This is a genomic window from Enterobacter sp. 04-C-12-SI-ECC (assembly GCF_047530715.1).
Taxonomy (GTDB): Bacteria; Pseudomonadota; Gammaproteobacteria; order Enterobacterales; family Enterobacteriaceae; genus Enterobacter; species Enterobacter bugandensis.
Window position 1 is genome coordinate 22,365 of sequence record NZ_JBLKDI010000011.1, and the last position, 21,354, is coordinate 43,718.

The 21,354-nt window shown below is 59.2% G+C and carries 18 protein-coding genes; 8 read left to right on the top strand and 10 right to left on the bottom strand.

Annotation, left to right across the window (positions count from 1 at the left end):
- Positions 1–15 precede the first annotated feature (15 nt).
- Positions 16–1,221 carry a serine-type D-Ala-D-Ala carboxypeptidase gene (gene dacC / locus ACMWL8_RS14995; protein ID WP_045260004.1) on the bottom strand — a complete coding sequence of 402 codons (1,206 nt, stop codon included), beginning with the start codon at positions 1,219–1,221 and terminating at the stop codon, positions 16–18.
- Positions 1,222–1,461: 240 nt separating this feature from the next.
- Between dacC and ACMWL8_RS15000 the strand changes: the two genes are divergently transcribed.
- Positions 1,462–2,088, top strand: coding sequence for a glutathione S-transferase family protein (locus tag ACMWL8_RS15000; protein WP_045259989.1), 627 nt, complete (start codon positions 1,462–1,464; stop codon positions 2,086–2,088).
- On the opposite strand, the gene ACMWL8_RS15005 is transcribed toward ACMWL8_RS15000, so the two are convergent.
- Both ACMWL8_RS15005 and bssR read right to left on the bottom strand, forming a co-directional pair.
- Entirely contained in the window at positions 2,089–3,207 is a 1,119-nt protein-coding gene (locus tag ACMWL8_RS15005; protein WP_045259988.1) for a PQQ-dependent sugar dehydrogenase, read from the bottom strand. It abuts the gene before it with no gap.
- A gap of 108 nt (positions 3,208–3,315) precedes the next feature.
- A complete protein-coding gene (gene bssR, locus ACMWL8_RS15010; RefSeq protein ID WP_045259987.1) occupies positions 3,316–3,699 on the bottom strand; it encodes a biofilm formation regulator BssR in 384 nt (127 codons plus the stop codon).
- 215 nt (positions 3,700–3,914) lie between these two features.
- On the opposite strand from bssR, the gene rimO reads away from it, so the two are divergent.
- Entirely contained in the window at positions 3,915–5,240 is a 1,326-nt protein-coding gene (gene rimO, locus ACMWL8_RS15015; RefSeq protein WP_045259986.1) for a 30S ribosomal protein S12 methylthiotransferase RimO, read from the top strand.
- A 63-nt stretch (positions 5,241–5,303) separates the two neighbouring features.
- Here rimO and gsiD read toward each other — a convergent pair whose 3' ends face one another.
- From gsiD to iaaA, 5 genes are read right to left on the bottom strand one after another with little or no spacing between them, the layout of a single operon-like run.
- On the bottom strand, positions 5,304–6,215 hold the full coding sequence (gene gsiD, locus ACMWL8_RS15020) for a glutathione ABC transporter permease GsiD (RefSeq protein WP_028012480.1): 912 nt from the start codon (positions 6,213–6,215) through the stop codon (positions 5,304–5,306).
- A 1-nt stretch (position 6,216) separates the two neighbouring features.
- Complete coding sequence (gene gsiC / locus ACMWL8_RS15025) at positions 6,217–7,137, bottom strand: glutathione ABC transporter permease GsiC (protein WP_045259985.1); 921 nt, start codon at positions 7,135–7,137, stop codon at positions 6,217–6,219.
- A gap of 5 nt (positions 7,138–7,142) precedes the next feature.
- The gene (gsiB, locus tag ACMWL8_RS15030) at positions 7,143–8,681 is read right to left on the bottom strand and encodes a glutathione ABC transporter substrate-binding protein GsiB (RefSeq protein ID WP_028012478.1); all 1,539 of its coding nucleotides are present in this window, start codon (positions 8,679–8,681) and stop codon (positions 7,143–7,145) included.
- Between the two features lie 23 nt (positions 8,682–8,704).
- A complete protein-coding gene (gene gsiA, locus ACMWL8_RS15035; protein WP_045259984.1) occupies positions 8,705–10,576 on the bottom strand; it encodes a glutathione ABC transporter ATP-binding protein GsiA in 1,872 nt (623 codons plus the stop codon).
- 11 nt (positions 10,577–10,587) lie between these two features.
- Positions 10,588–11,526: a beta-aspartyl-peptidase gene (gene iaaA, locus ACMWL8_RS15040; protein WP_045260003.1), complete on the bottom strand. Its 939-nt coding sequence runs from the start codon at positions 11,524–11,526 to the stop codon at positions 10,588–10,590.
- A 188-nt stretch (positions 11,527–11,714) separates the two neighbouring features.
- Here iaaA and moeA point away from each other — a divergent pair, with 188 nt between their 5' ends.
- Positions 11,715–12,947 (top strand): molybdopterin molybdotransferase MoeA, encoded by a 1,233-nt coding sequence (moeA, locus tag ACMWL8_RS15045; protein WP_045259983.1) that lies wholly within the window; start codon positions 11,715–11,717, stop codon positions 12,945–12,947.
- Between the two features lies 1 nt (position 12,948).
- A complete protein-coding gene (moeB, locus tag ACMWL8_RS15050) occupies positions 12,949–13,701 on the top strand; it encodes a molybdopterin-synthase adenylyltransferase MoeB (protein WP_045259982.1) in 753 nt (250 codons plus the stop codon).
- An 89-nt stretch (positions 13,702–13,790) separates the two neighbouring features.
- On the opposite strand, the gene fsa is transcribed toward moeB, so the two are convergent.
- Positions 13,791–14,453 carry a fructose-6-phosphate aldolase gene (gene fsa / locus ACMWL8_RS15055; RefSeq protein WP_045259981.1) on the bottom strand — a complete coding sequence of 221 codons (663 nt, stop codon included), beginning with the start codon at positions 14,451–14,453 and terminating at the stop codon, positions 13,791–13,793.
- 128 nt (positions 14,454–14,581) lie between these two features.
- Between fsa and ACMWL8_RS15060 the strand changes: the two genes are divergently transcribed.
- From ACMWL8_RS15060 to ACMWL8_RS15075, 4 genes are all read left to right on the top strand, one after another.
- A complete protein-coding gene (locus ACMWL8_RS15060) occupies positions 14,582–15,481 on the top strand; it encodes a glycyl-radical enzyme activating protein (RefSeq protein ID WP_045259980.1) in 900 nt (299 codons plus the stop codon).
- Between the two features lie 4 nt (positions 15,482–15,485).
- Positions 15,486–17,918: a formate C-acetyltransferase/glycerol dehydratase family glycyl radical enzyme gene (locus tag ACMWL8_RS15065; RefSeq protein WP_045259979.1), complete on the top strand. Its 2,433-nt coding sequence runs from the start codon at positions 15,486–15,488 to the stop codon at positions 17,916–17,918.
- A gap of 119 nt (positions 17,919–18,037) precedes the next feature.
- The gene (locus ACMWL8_RS15070; protein ID WP_045259978.1) at positions 18,038–18,853 is read left to right on the top strand and encodes a Cof-type HAD-IIB family hydrolase; all 816 of its coding nucleotides are present in this window, start codon (positions 18,038–18,040) and stop codon (positions 18,851–18,853) included.
- A gap of 149 nt (positions 18,854–19,002) precedes the next feature.
- Positions 19,003–20,259, top strand: a complete 1,257-nt coding sequence (locus ACMWL8_RS15075) for a DUF1479 domain-containing protein (RefSeq protein ID WP_045259977.1) — start codon at positions 19,003–19,005, stop codon at positions 20,257–20,259.
- Here ACMWL8_RS15075 and ACMWL8_RS15080 read toward each other — a convergent pair.
- The gene (locus ACMWL8_RS15080; RefSeq protein ID WP_045259976.1) at positions 20,256–21,329 is read right to left on the bottom strand and encodes a LacI family DNA-binding transcriptional regulator; all 1,074 of its coding nucleotides are present in this window, start codon (positions 21,327–21,329) and stop codon (positions 20,256–20,258) included. The two genes, ACMWL8_RS15075 and ACMWL8_RS15080, sit on opposite strands and share 4 nt — an antisense overlap.
- Positions 21,330–21,354 lie beyond the last annotated feature (25 nt).

The window sequence follows — 21,354 nt, forward strand, 5'->3', positions numbered from 1 at the left end:
CACCCGGCATAAAACTTAACTAAACCAGCTGCCAAACCAGCTATGGAATTTCATCAACACGAAATCCCACATCCGGCTGAAGAAGCCGCCCTCTTCCACCGCTTCCATCACAATCAGCGGACGCTGTTCAATCGACTTGCCGTTTAGCTGGAAATCAATCGTCCCGACCACCTGGCCTTTTTTCAGCGGCGCGGTGAGCTGCGGGTCAGTCAGGGTATAGCTTGCTTTCAGGTTTTTCAGCTGACCGCGTGGAATGGTCACGGAACCGGCCTCACCCGCCCCCAGATTCACCTCGCTCTTGTCACCAAACCAGACGCGCTGGCTGACGAACGTGGCATCCGGTTTAATCGGCGTCACGGTTTCATAGAAGCGGAAGCCCCAGGTCAGCAGTTTTTCTGACTCGTTAAAGCGGATGCGGTCGGTTTTGGTGCCCAGCACCACCGAGATCAGGCGCATGTCGCCCTGCGTCGCGGAGGCCACCAGGTTGTAGCCCGCGCCAGCCGTGGTGCCGGTCTTCATTCCGTCCACGTTAACGTTGCTGCTCCACAGCAGGCGGTTGCGGTTCGGCTGGCGAATTTTGTTGAAGGTAAACTCTTTCTCTTTGTGGATAGCGTATTCATCCGGCACGTCGTGGATCAGCGCTTTTCCCAGCAGCGCCATGTCGCGCGCGGTACTGAACTGTCCCGGCGCATCCAGGCCGTGGACCGTTTTGAAGGTGGTGTTGGTTAAGCCGAGCTTTTGCGCATAGCCATTCATCAAACCAATAAAAGAATCCTGACTGCCGGCAACGTAGTCGGCCAGCGCGATACACGCATCATTTCCCGACTGAATGATTACCCCTTTGTTCAGATCGGAGACGGAGACCTGATCGCCTGGCTTCAGGAACATCACCGACGAGCCCCGCAGCGCCGGGTTGCCGGTCGCCCAGGCATCCTTCCCGATGGTGACCATATCGTCCAGCTTGATCTTGCCCGCTTTTAACGCCTGCCCGACCACATAGCTGGTCATGATTTTGGTCAGGCTTGCCGGATCGAGTTTCTCATCCGCATTGCCTTCCGCCAGCACTTTACCGCTGGAATAGTCCATCAGGATCCAGGCGCGCGCGTCCACAGGCGGCGCTTCGGGCGCAGCCTGTTCAGCCGCGTAGAGTGTTGGTGCAAACAGGAAAAGGAGCGCAGAGCCTGCCGCCAGGCTGCGCAGAGAAGTCATTTTTCGCGTCATAAATGCCACCCGAGTGTCCATTCAAAAATTACGTCACATCACCGTGTCGCAAGAAGCGATGAGTAATAGCGCACTAAAACGGTTAAAGAAACCCAACGAGGGTAAAGTTATTAAAGTTTATGCAATAACATTCATTTACGCTTTGATTCAGACGATTTTTTTGTCTTCTGTTGCGTAATTGTTAGGTTTATCTCACCATGGCAAAAAGCCGACCCGGATTCACACTCATCAGGAGTAAATATGATTACGCTGTGGGGCAGGAATAATTCGACCAACGTTAAGAAAGTGCTCTGGACGCTGGAGGAACTGGATTTACCGTTTAACCAAATCATGGCTGGCATGTCGTTCGGCGTGAACAAAGAGGCCGACTATCTGGCGATGAACCCGAACGGCCTGGTGCCGCTGCTGCGCGATGACGAAACAGACGCAACGCTTTGGGAGTCCAACACCATTGTGCGTTACCTCGCCGCCCAGTACGGTCTTGGCCGCCTGTGGGTTGAAAACCCGGCGCAGCGCGCGCAGGGTGAGAAGTGGATGGACTGGGCAAATCAGACGCTCTCTCCCGTTCACCGCGTGATCCTGATGGGGCTGGTGAGAACCCCTGAGGCCGAGCGCGACTACCCCGCCATTCATGCCGCGCAGGATGCCTGCGAAAACCTGTTTGCGATGATGGACGATGAGCTGGCGAAGCACGCCTGGTTCTCCGGCGATACGTTCGGCGTGGGGGACATTGCCGTAGCGCCGTTCGTCTGGAACCTGACCAACCTCGGTCTGAAATGGACGCCGCGCCCGAACCTTGACCGCTGGCTTAAGCAGCTTAGCGAGCGCCCGGCGTACCGTAACGTGGTGATGATCCCGGTCACCTGATTACGTACCGGACGGGCTGACTTTTAACAGCTGCCCGTCCGTTTCGTCAGTCAGGACATACAGATAGCCATCCGGCCCCACCCGCACGTCGCGAATACGTTGCTCCCGGTCGCCCAGGATCCGCCCGTCCTCCGTCACCTTATTGTCGTCCACGCTCAGAACGATAACGTCCTTTCCCTTCAGCGCCCCGATAAACAGCTTGTTTTTCCACTGCGGGAACACGTCGCTATTATAGAACGCCATGCCGCTGACCGCGGGCGACACTTTCCAGACAAACAGCGGCTTTTCGGCTCCCTCAACGTGCTCGCCTTTGGCTTCCGGGATTTTCAGCCCGCTGTAGTTAATGCCGTGCGTTGCCAGCGGCCAGCCGTAATTTTTGCCCTTCTCCGGGATGTTGATTTCATCCCCGCCGCGCGGGCCGTGCTCGTTCAGCCACAGCGTGTCGCTCCACGGGTTCATCGCCATCCCCTGCGGGTTACGAATGCCGTAAGACCAGATTTCGGGTCGCGCACCGGGGGTATTCACAAAGGGGTTATCCGGCGGCACTTTACCGTCTTCGGTGAGGCGCACCACCTTACCCTGCAGCTTGTCCAGATCCTGCGCCGTCGGGCGCTGGTTGTTCTCGCCGAGTCCAATAAAGAGATACCCTTTGCCGTCGAACACCAGTCGCCCACCAAAATGGTTACCGGTAGAGAGTTTCGGCATCTGGCGGAACACTACCTCGAATCCCTCGATGCGGGAAAGATCGTCGCTCAGGCGACCATAGCCCACCGCCGTTCCGGCCTTGCCGTCACGCCCGGCTTCGGCGTAGCTCAGCCAGACGCGGCGCGACTTTTCAAAATCAGGCGCCAGCACCACGTCCAGCAGTCCTCCCTGGCCGTTCGCCCACACCTTCGGCACGCCGACAATGGGATCGGAAAGTCCTTTCCCGGCCTGCCAGCGCTTGAGCTGCCCGCCCTTAAGAGTGACCAGTAAACCGTCATTACCCGGCAGGAACGCCATCGACCAGGGGCGATCGAGTCGGTTTTGCAGCACCTCAACCTTTACCGCCTCTGGCGCAGCAAGAAGCGAAAACGGAATAAACAATGCAGGCAGGAAAATCAACGAGGATCGAGGCATAAAGCGCTCCTTTTTCGGCATATGGCATAAAGATTAGCCATTACCTCCGGGCGCGTTACCACTTTTACAAAAGCTTAATCAGATGGGGGGAGTTGTCTCCCCCCGAACTCAGTGCTGTGCAAGCGTCTCGTGCTTGTTAAGACACATGATGCAAAGAGAGAGCGTTGTCAGGCAGTTTTCAAGCTTCTCCGCGTTAACAGCGATAAAATTCGGGCAGTCGTGGCGTCCGTTCATCAAACATACCCCTGCAATGGAGAGCACCTCAGCGGCGCGACGCAGCGCCATCAGCTCGCTTTCATCGTATTCCGCCTTCAGGGTCGGTGCTTTTTCACGCATGAAATTACACAGTTCAAACAGATTATCACGCAGATGTTCGCTTTCGCTGACTGACATATAGCCCTTTGCCTTCCTGAGCTGCAGATAGGCGGCCAGGTCGATTCGGGCGTTGATCAGCTTGTTAAGCAGATCGCGTTTCAGTCTGTCAACGGACATGCTATTCCTCCTCTGTCAGCCATGTTGCACATTCAGAATAAGGTCATTTTTTGTACAGTTTAATGCCTGAGATCAATTATTCTTAACTGATTAACATTATTTACAATGTTACAACCTCGGCCTGGCGCATCCGCCTTGCAAAGAGTGTATAAATCCCCCGCGATACGCTGTAAAATCCCGCCCTGATAACTCCATAATTGATGAATTTTTAACCTATGAGCAATGTTACGCACCAGCCGAAAATCGGCTTCGTCTCCCTGGGCTGCCCGAAAAACCTGGTGGATTCAGAACGCATCCTGACCGAACTGCGCACCGAGGGCTATGACGTGGTGCCAAGCTACGACAACGCCGATATGGTGATCGTTAACACCTGCGGCTTTATCGACAGCGCGGTGCAGGAGTCACTGGAAGCCATCGGTGAAGCGCTGACCGAAAACGGCAAAGTGATTGTTACCGGCTGCCTGGGCGCGAAAGTGGACCAAATCCGCGAAGTGCACCCGAAGGTGCTGGAGATCACCGGCCCGCACAGCTACGAGCAGGTGCTGGAACATGTTCATCACTACGTGCCAAAACCAAAGCACAACCCGTTCCTGAGCCTGGTGCCGGAACAGGGCGTGAAGCTGACGCCGCGTCACTACGCCTACCTGAAAATTTCTGAAGGCTGCAACCATCGCTGCACCTTCTGCATCATCCCGTCCATGCGTGGCGATCTGGTGAGCCGTCCGATTGGCGAAGTGCTGGCGGAAGCGAAACGTCTGGCCGACGCGGGTGTGAAGGAGCTGCTGGTCATCTCCCAGGACACCTCAGCTTATGGCGTGGACGTCAAACACCGCTCCGGTTTCCACAACGGCGAGCCGGTGAAAACCAGCATGGTGGGCCTGTGCGAGCAGCTGTCCAAACTCGGTATCTGGACGCGCCTGCACTACGTCTACCCGTACCCGCACGTTGACGACGTCATCCCGCTGATGGCGGAAGGCAAAATCTTGCCATACCTGGACATCCCGCTGCAGCACGCCAGCCCGCGTATCCTGAAGCTGATGAAGCGTCCTGGCTCCGTTGACCGCCAGCTGGCGCGCATCAAACAATGGCGTGAGATCTGCCCGGACCTGACCCTGCGCTCCACCTTTATCGTCGGCTTCCCGGGTGAAACCGAAGAAGACTTCCAGATGCTGCTCGACTTCCTGAAAGAAGCGCGCCTGGACCGTGTCGGCTGCTTCAAGTACAGCCCGGTGGAAGGCGCAACCGCCAACGAGCTGGCGGATCAGGTGCCGGAAGAGGTTAAGGAAGAGCGCTGGAACCGCTTCATGCAGCTGCAGCAGCAGATTTCTGCTGAACGTCTGCAGGAAAAAGTGGGCCGTGAGATCATGGTTATCATCGACGAAGTGGACGAAGAAGGCGCGATTGGCCGCAGCATGGCGGACGCCCCTGAAATCGACGGCGCGGTGTACCTGAACGGCGAAACCAACGTTAAGCCGGGTGATATTATTCGCGTGAAGGTTGAAAACGCGGATGAGTATGACCTGTGGGGTAGCCGGGTTTAATCTCACTGCACATCTTTTACAGGCCGGGTAAGGCGTAGCCGCCACCCGGCACATTTCACTGCACTACCCCTTTATCCTCGGATCCAGCGCGTCGCGCAGTCCATCCCCCAGCAGGTTAAACGCCAGCACGGTCAGGAAAATCGCCAGGCTCGGGAAGATCGCCACGTGTGGCGCAATCACCATATCGGCCCTCGCCTCGTTCAGCATTGCGCCCCACTCCGGCGTCGGCGGCTGTGCCCCTAACCCCAGAAACGACAGGCTGGCCGCCGAGATAATCGACACGCCGATACGCATGGTAAAATAGACCACGATGGACGACACCGTTCCGGGCAGAATATGGCTGAACAGAATGGTGGTATCGCTGGCCCCCATGCTGCGGGCGGATTCAATAAACGTCTGCTGCTTCAGCACCAGCGTGTTGCCGCGCACCAGGCGGGCAAAGGCCGGAATCGAAAAGACCGCCACCGCGATAATAACGTTGGCCATGCCGCTGCCCATGATCGCCACCACGGCAATCGCCAGCAGAATGCCGGGGAAAGCAAACAGCACGTCGCAGATGCGCATGATGATGCGGTCCCACCAGCCTTCATAATACCCGGCGACGAGCCCCAGCACGGTACCGATAGCCGCGCCGATCAGCACCGCGACTACCCCGGCGGCGAGAGAAATTTGCGCCCCCACCAGCACGCGGCTGAAGATATCGCGGCCAAGCGAGTCCACGCCGAACCAGTGCAGCATTGAGGGGCCGTCGTTCAGGCGGTCGTAGTCAAAGTAGTTTTCCGCATCAAACGGCGCTACCCACGGCGCAACGATCGCCACGGCAATTAGCACCAGCACGAACAGCCCCGCCGCCATTGCGACCGGCTGACGGCGAAAACGTCGCCAGAATTCGGACCACGGGGTGCGGACATGCTCCGGTTTCAGCCCCGGCATCGCGTTCAAAACGGCCTGACGCCGCCAGTTCAACAATCGCATCTTACTTATACCTGATGGCCGGGTTAATGGCGGCGTAGAGCACGTCCACCACTAAGTTGATAAGAATAAACTCCAGCGAGAAAAGCAGGACTTCTGCCTGAATCACCGGGTAGTCGCGCATCTCGACGGAATCGACCAGCAGACGCCCCAGCCCCGGCCAGTTGAAGACCTTTTCCACGACGATAGAGCCACCCAGCAGGAAACCAAACTGCAGCCCCATCATCGTCACCACCGGGATCATCGCATTGCGGAACCCGTGCTTGAGAATGACCCACTTCTCGCTGACTCCTTTCGCCCGCGCGGTGCGAATATAATCTTCGCTCAGCACGTCCACGAACGAGGCGCGGGTAAAGCGGGCCATCACCGCCGACACGGCAGCGCCCAGCGTCATGGAGGGCAGAATATAATGCTTCCAGGTATCGGCCCCGACGGTCGGCAGCCAGCCCAGTTCAACGGAGAAGATTTGCATCAGCAGCATCCCCAGCGCGAATGCCGGGAAGGAGATGCCGGTCACCGCCAGCGCCATGCCGAGCTTGTCCGGCCAACGGTTACGCCAGACGGCCGCCACAATCCCGGGGCCAAGTCCGAACACCACCGCCCAACTCATGCTGGCAATCGTTAGCCAGAACGTGGGCATAAAGCGGCTGGCAATCTCCTCCGACACCGGACGCCTCGACACCATCGAGATACCAAAGTCGCCCTGCAGAACGTTGCACATATAGTGCAGAAACTGCATATACAGCGGCTGGTCGAGGCCCAGCTGTTTACGCACCAGCTCAATGACGGTGGCATCCGCTTCGGGCCCGGCTACCAGACGCGCCGGATCGCCCGGCAGCATGTGGACAAACAAAAACACCAGCACCGCCACTATCAGCAGCGTCGGGATAAGCCCCAGCAGACGTTTACAAACATAATTCAGCATGAGGTTTATTTTAAATCCGCATCGTCAAAGCTAAAGCCGGTGTCCGGCATGATGTAGAACCCGGTCAGCGCTTTGTTATGGGCTGAGACCAGTTTCTCCACCACCAGCGGTACCCACGGCGACTCTTTCCAGATAATGTCCTGCGCGTCCTTGTAGAGGCGGGCTTTCTCTTCCGGTTTGGTGGTTTTCAGGGCATCGGCCAGGTCTTTGTCCACCTGCGGATTGCTGTAAAACGCGGTGTTGAACAGGGTTGGCGGCCAGTTCTGCGAGGCGAACAGCGGCGACAGCGCCCAGTCGGCTTCACCGGTCGAGGCCGTCCAGCCGGTGTAGAACATCCGCACGCCGCTCTCTTTCTGCCCTTTCCCCTCCACTTCTGCCGCACGCTGCCCGGCATCCATCGCGGTGACCTGCGCCTTAATCCCCACCTGCGCCAGCTGCTGCTGGGTAAACTGCAGCACCTTCTGCGCGGTACTGTGGTTATGCGACGACCACAGCGTGGTGCTGAAGCCGTTCGGGAAACCCGCCTCTTTCAGCAGCTCGCGCGCTTTAGCCGGATCGTACGGCCACGGCTGATAGCTTTGCGCATACGCGATAGACGGCGGCAGCACGCCGGTGGCCGGGGTGGCATAACCCGCAAAAGCGACCTTCACCAGCGCCTGACGGTTAATGGCATAGTTGATGGCTTCACGCACCTTCGGGTTATCAAAGGGCTTCTGCGTGACGTTCATGCTGATGTAGCGCTGCATGATAGACGGGCTGGCAACCAGCTCCAGCTTGCTGTTTTTCTGCAGAATGGCGGCCTGCTCATACGGGATGGGGAAGGCAAACTGCGCCTCGCCGGTTTGCAGCATTGCCGCGCGGGAGTTGTTATCCACCACCGGACGCCAGGTGATGGTGTCCAGCTTCGGCAGACCCTGCTGCCAGTATCCCGCGAATTTTTTCACCTTCACAAAATCGGTCTGGTTCCAGGTGAGCAGCTCGTACGGACCGGTTCCCACCGGGTGGAAGCCGATCTCTTTACCGTACTTTTTCAGCGCGGCGGGCGAGATCATCGCCGTCGCCGGATGCGCCAGAATATTGATAAACGCGGAGAATGGCTCTTTCAGGGTGATTTTTACCGTTGCCGGGTCGACTACCTCGGTGCTGGCGATATTTTTATACAGGTTATAGCGCTTCAGGCTGTTTTGAGGATTGCTGGCACGGTCGAGGTTGACCTTTACCGCCTCCGCATTGAAATCAGTCCCGTCCTGGAACTTCACGCCGGAACGGAGCTTGATGGTATAGACCAGCCCGTCGTCGGATACGGTGTACCCCTCCGCCAGCACATTTTTCAGCTTCATCTCTCTGTCGAGACCAAAAAGCCCCTGATAGAACGATTTCGCCACCGCCTGGGAGAGCGTGTCGTTGGCGTCGTACGGATCGAGCGTGGTGAAATTGGAGCCTACGGCAACCACCACGTCTTTGGCGGCGAACGCGGGGGCAGCGGCCAGGGCTGCCGTCACGCTCGCGGCTAACAACCATCTACGCGCTACAAATGTAACCATTGTGTTCTCCTGCCTGTTGTAAGTTATAAACGTGAGAAGGCATTGTCCTGGCGCGGCGGAGCCACGAAGTGGCCCGGACCAACCTCACGCAGCGTGACGCGCTCCACGGCTTCGCCCCGTTTACGAATGTTGCTCGGCATCTCATCCTGCAGCAGCACGCGCTGGCCGTGGCGGTGCGCGGGATCGGCAACCGGCACCGCCGCAATAAGCTTGCGGGTGTAGGGGTGCTGCGGGTTCTCAAACACCGCCCTTCGCGGGCCAATCTCCACGATCTGCCCCATAAACATCACCGCCACGCGGTGGCTGATACGCTCTACCACCGCCATATCGTGCGAGATAAACAGGAAGGCAATCCCCATATCCCGCTGTAAATCCAGCAGTAAGTTGATAATTTGCGCCCGGATCGAGACATCCAGCGCCGAGACGGACTCATCCGCAATCACCACCTTCGGGTTCAGCGCCAGCGCGCGGGCGATGCAGATACGCTGCCGCTGCCCGCCGGAAAACTCGTGCGGATAACGCCAGGCGTGTTCCGGCTTCAGGCCAACGCGCTCCAGCAGCCAGGCCACGCGACGCTGCGCCGCCTCGCCGTCGAGCAGGTTATGCACCCGCAGCGGCTCCATAATTGAGTACCCTACCGTATGGCGCGGGTCGAGAGAGGCATACGGATCCTGGAAGATAAACTGAATATCTCGCCGTACCGCCTGTAATTTATTATCTGGCAGGGTGTCGATACGTTCACCGTTAAAGGTTATCGTCCCCTCCTGGGTCTCCACAAGCCTGAGCAGCGCCCGCCCGGTGGTGGATTTCCCACAGCCGGACTCTCCTACCAGCGCCAGCGTTTCACCCGGCCAGAGATCGAAACTGACGTTTTCCACTGCATGCACTTCGCGCTTCAGGCGGTTGAAAATTCCGCTGCGCAGCGGAAAGCGGGTCACCAGATTGCGCACTTCGAGTATCGGTTTGCCCGACACCACGGTGTCCTGCTCGCCTTCATCCTCCTGCGGCGCTGTCGCCTCCAGGGAAATCAGCGGAAAACGGCGCGGCAAATCGCTGCCGTTCATTGCCCCAAGCCGCGGCACCGCCGCCAGCAGCGCTTTGGTGTAAGGATGCTCGGGGGCATGGAAAATCTGCTCGACCGCACCGGTTTCCACAGCATTGCCCTTGTGCATTACCAGCACCCGATCGGCGATGTCAGCCACCACGCCCATATCGTGGGTGATGAAAATCACCCCCATCTCCATCTCCTGCTGCAGCACTTTGATGAGCTGCAGGATCTGCGCCTGAATCGTCACGTCCAGCGCCGTCGTCGGTTCATCGGCGATCAGCACCGCCGGACGGCAGGAGAGCGCCATGGCAATCATCACCCGCTGGCGCATGCCGCCGGAAAGCTGATGCGGGTAGCGCCCCAGAATGGCCTGCGCCTCCGGAATGCGCACCAGCTCCAGCATCCGTCGGGCCTCTTTAAGCGCCTCATCGCCGCTCAGCCCCTGATGCAGCCGGATGGACTCGGCAATTTGTTCCCCGACCGGGAACACCGGGTTCAGGGAGGTCATCGGCTCCTGGAATATCATCGCGATATCCGCCCCGCGCACGCCCTGCATCTGCGCGCCGCTCAGCTCGTTTAAATCGATGACCTGACGGTTACGGCGGCGCAGGAGCATTTTCTCGCTGCTGATTTGCCCGCCCGTCTGTTCCAGCAGGCGCATCAGCGCCAGCGCGGTGACCGATTTACCGGAGCCGGACTCGCCAACAATCGCCAGCGTCTCGCCGCGCCTGAGCGAGAACGATAAATTCTGTACTGCGGGGATGAACTGCCGCTCTTCCTGAAACGCAATATTCAGCTGATGGACAGCCAGCACCTCGCGGTTGTCCAGTTCTTCAGTGTGCGGCACGCGCTGCCCCCTTATTCACGATAGATGCCCGTGCTCGGCTCATCACCGGCATAACCCCAGGCGCGGTACATGCCTTCGCTGTTGAACGGCAGGGCCACGTTGCCCTCACGATCGACCGCAATCAGCCCGCCGACGCCGCCCAGGGCAGGTAATTTTTCCATCACCACGCGCTCGCAGGCCTCGCTCAGGCTTAAACCGCCGTAATCCATCAGCGCGGTGATGTCGTAGGCCGCGAGGGCGCGAATAAACACTTCCCCGGTGCCGGTACACGACACCGCTGCCGTGGCGTTATTGGCATAGCAGCCCGCGCCGGGCAGCGGGCTGTCGCCGACGCGTCCCGGCAGCTTGTTGGTCATGCCGCCCGTTGACGTCGCCGCCGCGAGGTTACCGGCTTTATCGAGCGCCACCGCGCCGACCGTGCCCATTTTGGTGGTTTCATCCAGCGGCGCAGTATGGTCAAGCTGCGTTATGCCCGCCGTACGGGCTTCCAGCAGCTGCTGATAGCGTTCTTCCGTGGAAAACAGATCCGGCGATACCGGTTCCATTCCGTGCTCAAAGGCAAATTTTTCCGCCCCAGCGCCCGCCAGCAGAACGTGCGGGCTCTCCTCCATCACCAGACGCGCCGCCAGCACCGGGTTTCGCAGATGGCTCACGCCCGCCACGGCGCCCGCCTTCAGGGTGACGCCGTCCATCACGCAGGCGTCCAGCTCGTGGGTTTCATCCCGGGTAAAGACCGAACCTATTCCGGCATTAAAGAGCGGACACTCTTCCAGCAGGCGCACCGCCTCGGTGACCACATCCAGCGCGCTCTCGCCCGCTTCCAGCATTTTCTGGCCCGTTTCCACAATGGCGTACAGCGCGTCAATGTAGCGCTTTTCCTGCTCGGGACTGAGCTGTGCACGGGTGATTGCCCCTGCGCCGCCATGAATTGCGATTACCGCATTAACCATTCGCATCACCCGTTAGCCTGATTCGCGGCTTTTTCTATAAATATCATTATCGTCGATGAAACTTCAGATGATTTTTGAATATAGAAAGACGCAACAGTGATGTAAAGCGTACACCCATCGGGTCATACAGTTAGCCGCACTTTTCTGCCATAATGGGCGCTTTCGTTGTTACTCCGCAGGAGCCCACCATGGATTTTACCGCCGGACTGATGCCGCTTGAGACGGCACTCTCGCAGATGCTTGACCGTATTTCTCCGCTGCATGACGTTGAGACGCTGCCGCTTGTGCGCTGTTTTGGTCGTATTGCCGCGCGCGATATCGTCTCGCCGATGAACGTGCCGGGGTTCGATAACTCCGCGATGGACGGTTACGCGGTACGCCTGGCGGATCTCCAGACGGGTAACGCCCTGCCGGTGGCGGGTAAAGCCTTTGCGGGCCAGCCGTTTGTCGGCGAATGGCCTGCGGGCACCTGCGTGCGCATCATGACTGGCGCGCCGGTTCCGCAGGGCTGCGACGCCGTGGTGATGCAGGAAGAGACCGAGCAGACCGACGACGGGGTGCGTTTTACCGCGAACGTTAAAGCGGGCCAGAACATCCGCCGCACGGGCGAAGACATCACCCTCGGCGCGACCGTTTTTGCCGCCGGGCAGAAATTGACGGTAGGTGAACTGCCGGTGCTGGCGTCGCTCGGCATCGCGGAAGTTGACGTTGTCCGCAAGGTGCGCGTAGCGGTCTTCTCCACCGGCGACGAGCTGCAGCTTCCGGGCCAGCCGCTGCAGGACGGCCAGATTTATGACACCAACCGCCTGGCGGTACACCTGATGCTGGAGCAGTTGGGCTGCGAGGTGATTAACCTCGGCATCATTCCAGACGACCCGGAAAAACTGCGCGCGGCGTTTATCGAGGCGGACAAATCCTCCGACGTGGTCATCAGCTCCGGCGGCGTCTCCGTGGGCGAAGCGGATTACACCAAAACCCTTCTTGAAGAGCTGGGCGAAATCGCCTTCTGGAAGCTGGCGATTAAGCCGGGCAAACCGTTCGCGTTTGGCAAGCTTCCGCACAGCTGGTTCTGCGGCCTGCCGGGTAACCCGGTCTCTGCGGCACTCACCTTCTACCAGCTGGCGATCCCGCTGCTGGCGAAGCTTTCCGGCAACAAAGCCAGCCCGCTGCCGGAACGCCTGCGCGTGCGTGCCGCTACGCGGCTGAAAAAATCGCCGGGTCGTCTCGATTTCCAGCGCGGCATTCTGGCACGCGGCGCGGACGGTGAGCTCGAAGTGAGCACCACCGGACATCAGGGCTCGCACATTTTCAGCTCCTTCAGTCTGGGTAACTGCTTCATCGTGCTGGAGCGCGAGCGCGGCAACGTGGAAGCCGGCGAATGGGTTGAGGTTGAGCGCTTTAACCACCTGTTCGGAGGCTGACATGACGGTGGAGCTGAGCGACCAGGAGATGATGCGCTACAACCGCCAGATCGTGCTGCGCGGGTTTGACTTCGAGGGCCAGGAAGCGCTTAAGGCAGCCAATGTGCTGGTCGTCGGTCTCGGCGGGCTGGGCTGCGCCGCCGCGCAGTATCTTGCGGCAGCGGGCGTGGGCAGGATGACGCTGTTGGATTTCGATACCGTCTCGGTGTCCAACCTGCAGCGCCAGACGCTGCACAGCGACGCGACGGTTGGCCAGCCGAAAGTGGGCTCTGCCCGCACGGCGCTGGCGCGCATCAACCCCAACGTTCAGTTCACCCTGATTGACGCGATGCTGGATGACGACGCGCTGTTCGCGCAGATTGCGCAGCACGATCTGGTGCTCGACTGCACCGATAACGTCGCCGTCCGTAACCAGCTGAACGCGGGCTGTTTTGCCCACAAAACCCCACTGGTCTCCGGCGCGGCAATCCGCATGGAGGGGCAAATCAGCGTCTTCACGTACGCGGAGGGTGAACCCTGCTACCGCTGCCTGAGCCGTCTGTTTGGCGAGAATGCGCTGACCTGCGTCGAGGCGGGCGTGATGGCGCCGTTGGTCGGCGTGATTGGCTCATTGCAGGCAATGGAAGCGATCAAAGTGCTGGCACACTACGGCACGCCTGCCGCGGGGAAAATCGTGATGTATGACGCGATGACCTGCCAGTTCCGCGAGATGAAGCTGATACGCAATCCGGGGTGTGAGGTTTGCGGAGGTTAAAGCAAACGGCAACCTTCAGGTTGCCGTTTTAGTGTTTGCTCCCTCTCCCTGTGGGAGAGGGTTGGGGTGAGGGCATCAGGCCGCACCCGTCAGATAGACGTCCGTCCAAACGCTCCCTGCCAGTCCTGCTCAAACTTCACGATCGCCGCATCCACCGCAGGGGAAGTAATAAACTGCTGCGCGACGTCCAGCGGCAGCGTGATGGACTCGCACCCTGCCAGCAGGCAGTCCAGCGCCTGACGCGGGGTTTTAAAGCTCGCGGCCAGCACCTTTGACTGCGGCGCGTGCAGCGCCAACAGCTGCTGCAGTTCAATTACGGTCTGAATCCCGTCCCCGCCCTGCGCGTCCACGCGGTTAACGTAAGGGGCCACATACTCTGCTCCGGCCAGGGCGGACAGCATCCCCTGCGCGGCGCCATACACCGCCGTGCCCAGCGTCGGGATCCCTTCCGCTTTCAGCATCTTAATGGCCGCCAGCCCTTCCGCGGTCACCGGCACCTTCACCACCAGGTCGTTAATGATAGCGCGCAGCTTGCGCGCGTCTTCCACCATTCCTTCGGCGGTGGTTGCCATTATCTGCGCAAACAGACGGCCCTTACCGCCCAACGCGTCGTGCAGCGCGGGCAGCAGCTCATCTAGCGGCGTTTTTCCTGCCGCCACAATGCTTGGGTTGGTGGTCACGCCCGCCAGCGGGAAGATACTCGCCAGCTTTTTGACTGCCGCAACGTCAGATGTGTCGAGATAAAGTTCCATGATGTCACCCTCAAAAATTAGCCTGCACTTACCCTATCACGATAAAACCTGCTCAAGAGTTGACCTGAATCAAGATAACTTTCATTCGAAAGTCATTTAATCTTCATATGCAACTTGAGGGCAAAAATATGATCTTCAATATTCAGCGTTATTCCACCCACGACGGCCCCGGTATTCGAACCGTGGTGTTCCTGAAAGGCTGCTCGCTGGGCTGTCGCTGGTGTCAGAACCCGGAAAGCCGCTCGCGCAGCCGGGACGTGCTGTTTGACGCGCGCCTGTGTCTGGAAGGCTGCGACCTGTGTCAGCTGGCGGCACCGGGCTGTATCGAACGCGCGCTCAATGGCCTGGTCATCCACCGCGAAAAGCTGAGTGAAGAGACGCTTAACGCCCTCACCGACTGCTGTCCAACGCAGGCGCTTACCGTCTGCGGTGAAGAGAAGCAGGTGGACGAGATCATGGCCACCGTGCTGCGCGACAAACCTTTTTATGACCGCAGCGGCGGCGGGATCACCCTCTCCGGCGGCGAGCCGTTTATGAACCCGGAGCTGGCGCACGCCCTGTTCAAGGCCAGCCACGAACAGGGTATCCACACCGCCGTCGAAACCTGCCTTCACGTGCCGTGGCACTATATCGAGCCGTCATTACCGTACGTCGATCTGTTCCTTGCCGACCTTAAGCACGTCGATGGAGCGGTGTTCAAACAGTGGACCGACGGTTCGGCCAAACGGATCCTGGACAACCTGAAGCGCCTCGCCGCTGCCGGGAAAAAGATCACCATCCGCGTGCCGCTGATCCAGGGCTTTAACGCCGATGAAGCGTCCATCACAGCCATTACCAACTTCGCCGCCGACGAACTCGGCGTCGATGATATTCATTTTTTGCCGTATCACACGCTGGGCATGAACAAATACACCCTGCTCAGCCAACCTTACTCTGCCCCTGACAAACCGCTGGATAACCCTACCCTGCTGGATTTCGCGCAGCAGTACGCCTGCCAGAAAGGGTTAACCGCGACCTTACGAGGATAAACCTATGACCACCCTGAATCTCAACACCCTCAGCGAACGTATTAAAGCGCATAAAATGGCGCTGGTGCATATCGTCAAGCCGCCGGTCTGTACCGAGCGCGCGCAGCATTACACCGAAATGTACCAGCAGCACATGGACAAGCCGATCCCGGTGCGTCGCGCCCTGGCACTGGCACATCACCTGGCGGAACGCACCATCTGGATCAAGCACGACGAGCTGATTATCGGCAACCAGGCAAGCGAAGTGCGCGCCGCGCCGATCTTCCCGGAATATACCGTCTCCTGGATTGAGAAAGAGATTGACGATCTGGCGGACCGTCCGGGTGCGGGCTTCGCGGTGAGTGAAGAAAACAAGCGTGTGCTGCATGAAATCTGCCCGTGGTGGCGCGGCCAGACGGTGCAGGATCGCTGCTACGGCATGTTCACCGACGAGCAGAAAGGCCTGCTGGAAACCGGCATCATCAAAGCCGAAGGCAACATGACCTCCGGCGACGCGCACCTGGCGGTAAACTTCCCGCTGGTGCTGGAGAAAGGTCTCGACGGCCTGCGCGCCAAAGTGGACGAGCGCCGCTCGCGCATCAACCTGACGGTGCTGGAAGACCTGCGCGGCGATCAGTTCCTGAAGGCAATTGATATCGTGCTGGAAGCCGTCAGCCTGCACATCAAACGCTTCGCCGACCTGGCGCGTGAGATGGCGTCTACGGAAACCCGCGAAAGCCGCCGCGACGAGCTGCTGGCGATGGCGGAAAACTGCGACGTGATTGCCCACGAGCCGCCAAAAACCTTCTGGCAGGCGCTGCAGCTGTGCTACTTCATTCAGCTGATCCTGCAGATTGAGTCCAACGGCCACTCCGTTTCCTTCGCGCGTATGGACCAGTATCTCTATCCGTACTACCGCCGCGACGTGGAGCTGGACCAGAGTCTGGACCGCGAGCACGCCATCGAGCTGCTGCACAGCTGCTGGCTGAAGCTGCTGGAAGTGAATAAAATCCGCTCCGGCTCGCACTCCAAAGCCTCTGCCGGCAGCCCGCTGTACCAGAACGTCACCATTGGTGGTCAGAAGCTGGTCAACGGCGAGCCGATGGACGCGGTGAACCCGCTCTCCTACGCGATTCTGGAATCCTGCGGTCGCCTGCGCTCCACCCAGCCGAACCTGAGCGTGCGCTATCACGCGGGCATGAGCAACGACTTCCTCGACGCCTGCGTGCAGGTGATCCGCTGCGGCTTCGGGATGCCGGCATTTAACAACGATGAAATTGTGATCCCGGAATTTATCAAGCTTGGCGTGGAGCGCGACGATGCGTATGACTACGCGGCCATCGGCTGTATCGAAACCGCGGTAGGCGGCAAGTGGGGCTACCGCTGCACCGGCATGAGCTTTATCAACTTCGCCCGCGTCATGCTGGCGGCGCTGGAAGGCGGCCGCGACGCCACCAGCGGCAAGGTGTTCCTGCCGCAGGAAAAAGCGCTCTCAGCCGGCAACTTCGACAATTTCGAGGAGGTGATGGCAGCGTGGGATACCCAGATCCGCTACTACACCCGCAAATCCATCGAGATCGAGTACGTGGTGGATACCATGCTGGAAGAGAACGTCCACGACATTCTCTGCTCGGCGCTGGTGGACGACTGCATCGAACGCGCGAAAAGCATTAAGCAGGGCGGCGCGAAATATGACTGGGTCTCCGGCCTGCAGGTGGGTATCGCCAACCTCGGCAACAGCCTGGCGGCGGTGAAGAAGCTGGTCTTTGAGCAGGGCGCTATCGGTCAGCAGCAGCTGGCGGCGGCGCTGGCAGATGACTTCGACGGGCTGACCCACGAGCAGCTGCGCCAGCGCCTGATCAACGGCGCGCCGAAGTACGGCAACGACGACGACAGCGTGGACATGCTGCTGACCCGAGCCTATCAGACCTACATTGAGGAGCTGAGGCAGTACCACAACCCGCGCTACGGCCGCGGCCCGATTGGCGGTAACTACTACGCGGGCACGTCGTCTATCTCCGCTAACGTGCCGTTCGGCGCGGCGACGATGGCGACGCCGGACGGACGTAAGGCGCATACCCCACTGGCGGAAGGGGCCAGCCCGGCTTCCGGTACCGACCACCTTGGTCCAACGGCGGTCATCGGTTCCGTGGGTAAACTGCCTACCGAGGCGATCCTGGGCGGCGTGCTGCTTAACCAGAAGCTGAACCCGTCGACGCTGGAAAACGACAGCGATCGCCAGAAGCTGATGGTACTGCTGCGTACCTTCTTCGAGGTGCACAAGGGCTGGCATATTCAGTACAACATCGTTTCGCGCGAAACGCTGCTGGAAGCGAAGAAACACCCTGACCAGTATCGTGACCTGGTGGTACGCGTTGCGGGTTACTCGGCGTTCTTCACCGCCCTGTCGCCGGATGCGCAGGACGATATTATCGCCCGTACTGAGCATACGCTGTAAGAAAACGCCCGGTGGCGCTGCGCTTACCGGGCATTCTGACTTTCATTCGAAATTAAATTTGTGCTCCCCGTCACCTTGTTATTAGAATGTTTCAAAACGCAGTGACCCAGGAGCACAGTATGACCGTTAAAGTTATCGTCACCGATATGGACGGAACTTTCCTTGATGATGCCAAGCAGTACGATCGTGACCGCTTCCAGGCACAGTTTGAACAGCTTAAATCCCGCGATATTGAATTTGTTGTCGCCAGCGGCAACCAGTATTACCAGCTCATCTCCTTCTTCCCCGAGCTGAAAGAGCAGATCTCCTTCGTGGCGGAGAACGGCGCGCTGGTGTTTGACCACGGCGAACAGGTTTTCCACGGCGAGCTGACCCGCCATGAGTCGCAGATCGTTATTGGCGAACTGCTGAAAGACGAAGGGCTGAACTTTGTAGCCTGCGGTCTGGAGAGCGCCTACGTCAGCGACAAAGCCCCGGACGCCTTCGTGGCGCTGATGTCAAAGCACTATCACCGCTTAAAACGCATCAGCGATTACCGCGAAATCGACGACGTGCTGTTTAAGTTCTCCCTGAACCTGCCGGACAGCGATATCCCGAACCTTGTCGATAAACTGCACGTCTCCCTGGACGGCATCATGAAGCCGGTCACCAGCGGTTTCGGTTTTGTCGATTTGATTATCCCCGGCCTGCACAAAGCCAACGGCATTAGCCGCCTGCTGAAACGCTGGAAAATCTCCCCGCAGGAGTGCGTCGGCATTGGCGACAGCGGCAACGATGCCGAGATGCTGAAGCTGGTGAAATACTCTTTTGCGATGGGCAACGCGGCGCAGAGCATTAAAGACATTAGCCGCTACAGCACCGACGATAACAACCATCAGGGCGCGCTGAACGTCATTCAGGCCGTGCTCGACAACCACTCTCCTTTCGACGTCTGATCCTTTCCTCGCCGGAGCCCCGCTCCGGCCTCTCACTCTTTTTCCGACCTGTGGCTCGCGTCAAGTTTTTAAACTTGCATTAACTTATTTTTAACTTAAAGTATCACTTGTAGACATTTTTACTTTCGAATGAAAGATGCGAGGCAGTTATGACCTTTACCAGTGAAACCTTGCCAGCGGACCACAAAGCGGCAATCCGTCAGTTAAAACGTGAGTTACGCGCGCAGATCGGCGACGTGCAGGCGGTGTTCGACAAGCTCAGCGATAAAATCGCCACCCGCGTGGCGGAGATCAACGCCCTGAAAAATAAAGGCGAATCCGTCTGGCCGGTGATTCCGTTTGCAGATGTGAAAAACGGCACGATTACCGACGCTCAGCGCGAGGCCGTTAAGCGCCGCGGCTGCGCGGTGATTAAAGGTCATTTCCCCCGCGAGCAGGCGCTGGCGTGGGATCGGTCGATGCTCGACTACCTCGATCTGAACAAGTTTGACGAGGTATACAAAGGGCCGGGCGACAACTTTTTCGGCACCTTAACCGCCTCCCGTCCGGAGATTTACCCGATCTACTGGTCCCAGGCGCAAATGCAGGCGCGCCAGAGTGAAGAGATGGCGCAGGTGCAGTCGTTCCTGAACCGTTTATGGACATTCGAGAGCAACGGCAAGCAGTGGTTTAACCCTGACGTCAGCGTGATTTATCCGGACCGCATTCGCCGCCGTCCGCCGGGAACCACCTCCAAAGGGCTGGGGGCGCATACCGATTCCGGCGCGCTGGAGCGCTGGCTGCTGCCGGCTTACCAGCAGGTGTTTGCCCGCGTGTTTGACGGCAACGTCGAGAAATACGATCCGTGGAACGCCGCGCACCGTACCGAAGTGGAAGAATACACCGTGGATAACACCACCAAGTGCTCGGTGTTCCGCACCTTCCAGGGCTGGACGGCGCTGTCGGACATGATCCCCGGCCAGGGGCTGCTGCACGTGGTGCCGATCCCGGAAGCAATGGCCTACATTCTGCTGCGTCCTCTGCTGGACGACGTGCCGGAAGACGAACTCTGCGGCGTGGCGCCGGGGCGCGTGCTGCCGATTTCCGAGAAGTGGCACCCGCTGCTTGTCGAAGCATTGACCAGCATTCCGGCGCTGGAGGCCGGTGATTCCGTGTGGTGGCACTGCGACGTGATCCACTCCGTCGCGCCGGTGGAAAATCAGCAGGGCTGGGGCAACGTGATGTACATCCCCGCCGCGCCAATGTGCGAGAAGAACCTCGCCTATGCGAAAAAGGTCAAGGAAGCGCTGGAAACCGGCGCGTCGCCGGGAGACTTCCCGCGCGAGGATTATGAAAAAAGCTGGCAGGACCGTTTTACCGTGAACGATCTCAACATCCACGGTAAGCGCGCGCTGGGCATGGCTTAACTGTCGTACAGCCCTTCCCGCTCCACGGCGGTGCGTCGTTTCCCCTGACGTATCCGCCGTACCGATTCCCGCACGGCCAGCGTACCGTTCAGCAGCAATGTTCCTACCGGGGCATCCGGGCGCATCAGCCGCTGCTGGAGCATATGCACCGCTTCCGTTCCCAGCTCGTCGCGGGGAACATGCACCGCCGTTAAGGGCACATCCTGAATCGCCGCCAGATTAAAGCCGTCAATGCTCATCACCGAGACGTCCTGCGGCACGCGCAGACCGTGATTTTGCAGCGCGCTGATGGTGCCTGCCGCCATAAAGTCCCCGCCTACCAGGAACGCCGTCGGCAGGTCTTTTCCCTTCTGTTGGTTAAGCCACTCGCTCACCAGTTGCTCCGTCTCTCTGGCGCTGAAGCTTGGCACCACCAGCAGATCGCGCTTGTCCTTGAACGCCAGGTTGTGGGACTGCCACGCGTCGCGGATCCCCGCCAGGCGCAGCTCCATGGTGTAGCGACGCAGGCACAGCACGTTCATCACCTCGCGGTGCCCCATCTCGAACAGGTACTCCGCCGCCCGCTCGCCAATCGCACGGTGATCCGGGGCAACGGCAGGCAGGCGCATGCGGCGGTCCCGGCAGTTAATCAGCATGCAGGGTTTCCCCACATCCACCGCCAGATCGTGGATATGCGGATCGTCGATACCGAGCAGAATGGCCGCCTGGGTATCCGGCTCGTTCATGCGTGCCAGAAAAATCTGGGCGTCGCTGTCGTTCTCCTCCAGCGCGCAGTAGCGCAGCCGAACCTCGTGCGAGGCAAGCCCTTTGCTCACGCTCTGGATCACGCGGTAGTAAAAGATGTCGGACCGCTCGTCGAAGGCACGCTGAGGGGCAAAAACCACCAGGCTGTTAAGCAGCAGACGCCCCGCCGCCATGCCGTCCATTACCCCCAGCTCCCGCGCGCACGCCAGCACCTTAGCCCGCGCCTTTTCGCTGGTATTCGCTTTGCCTGCCAGCACACGGGAAACCGTACTGATGGAGAGCTGGGTACGGGCGGCGATTTCGGTGATTTTTAGCCTTTTGTCCATTTTGTGATCTGGCTCCACTTGCGAA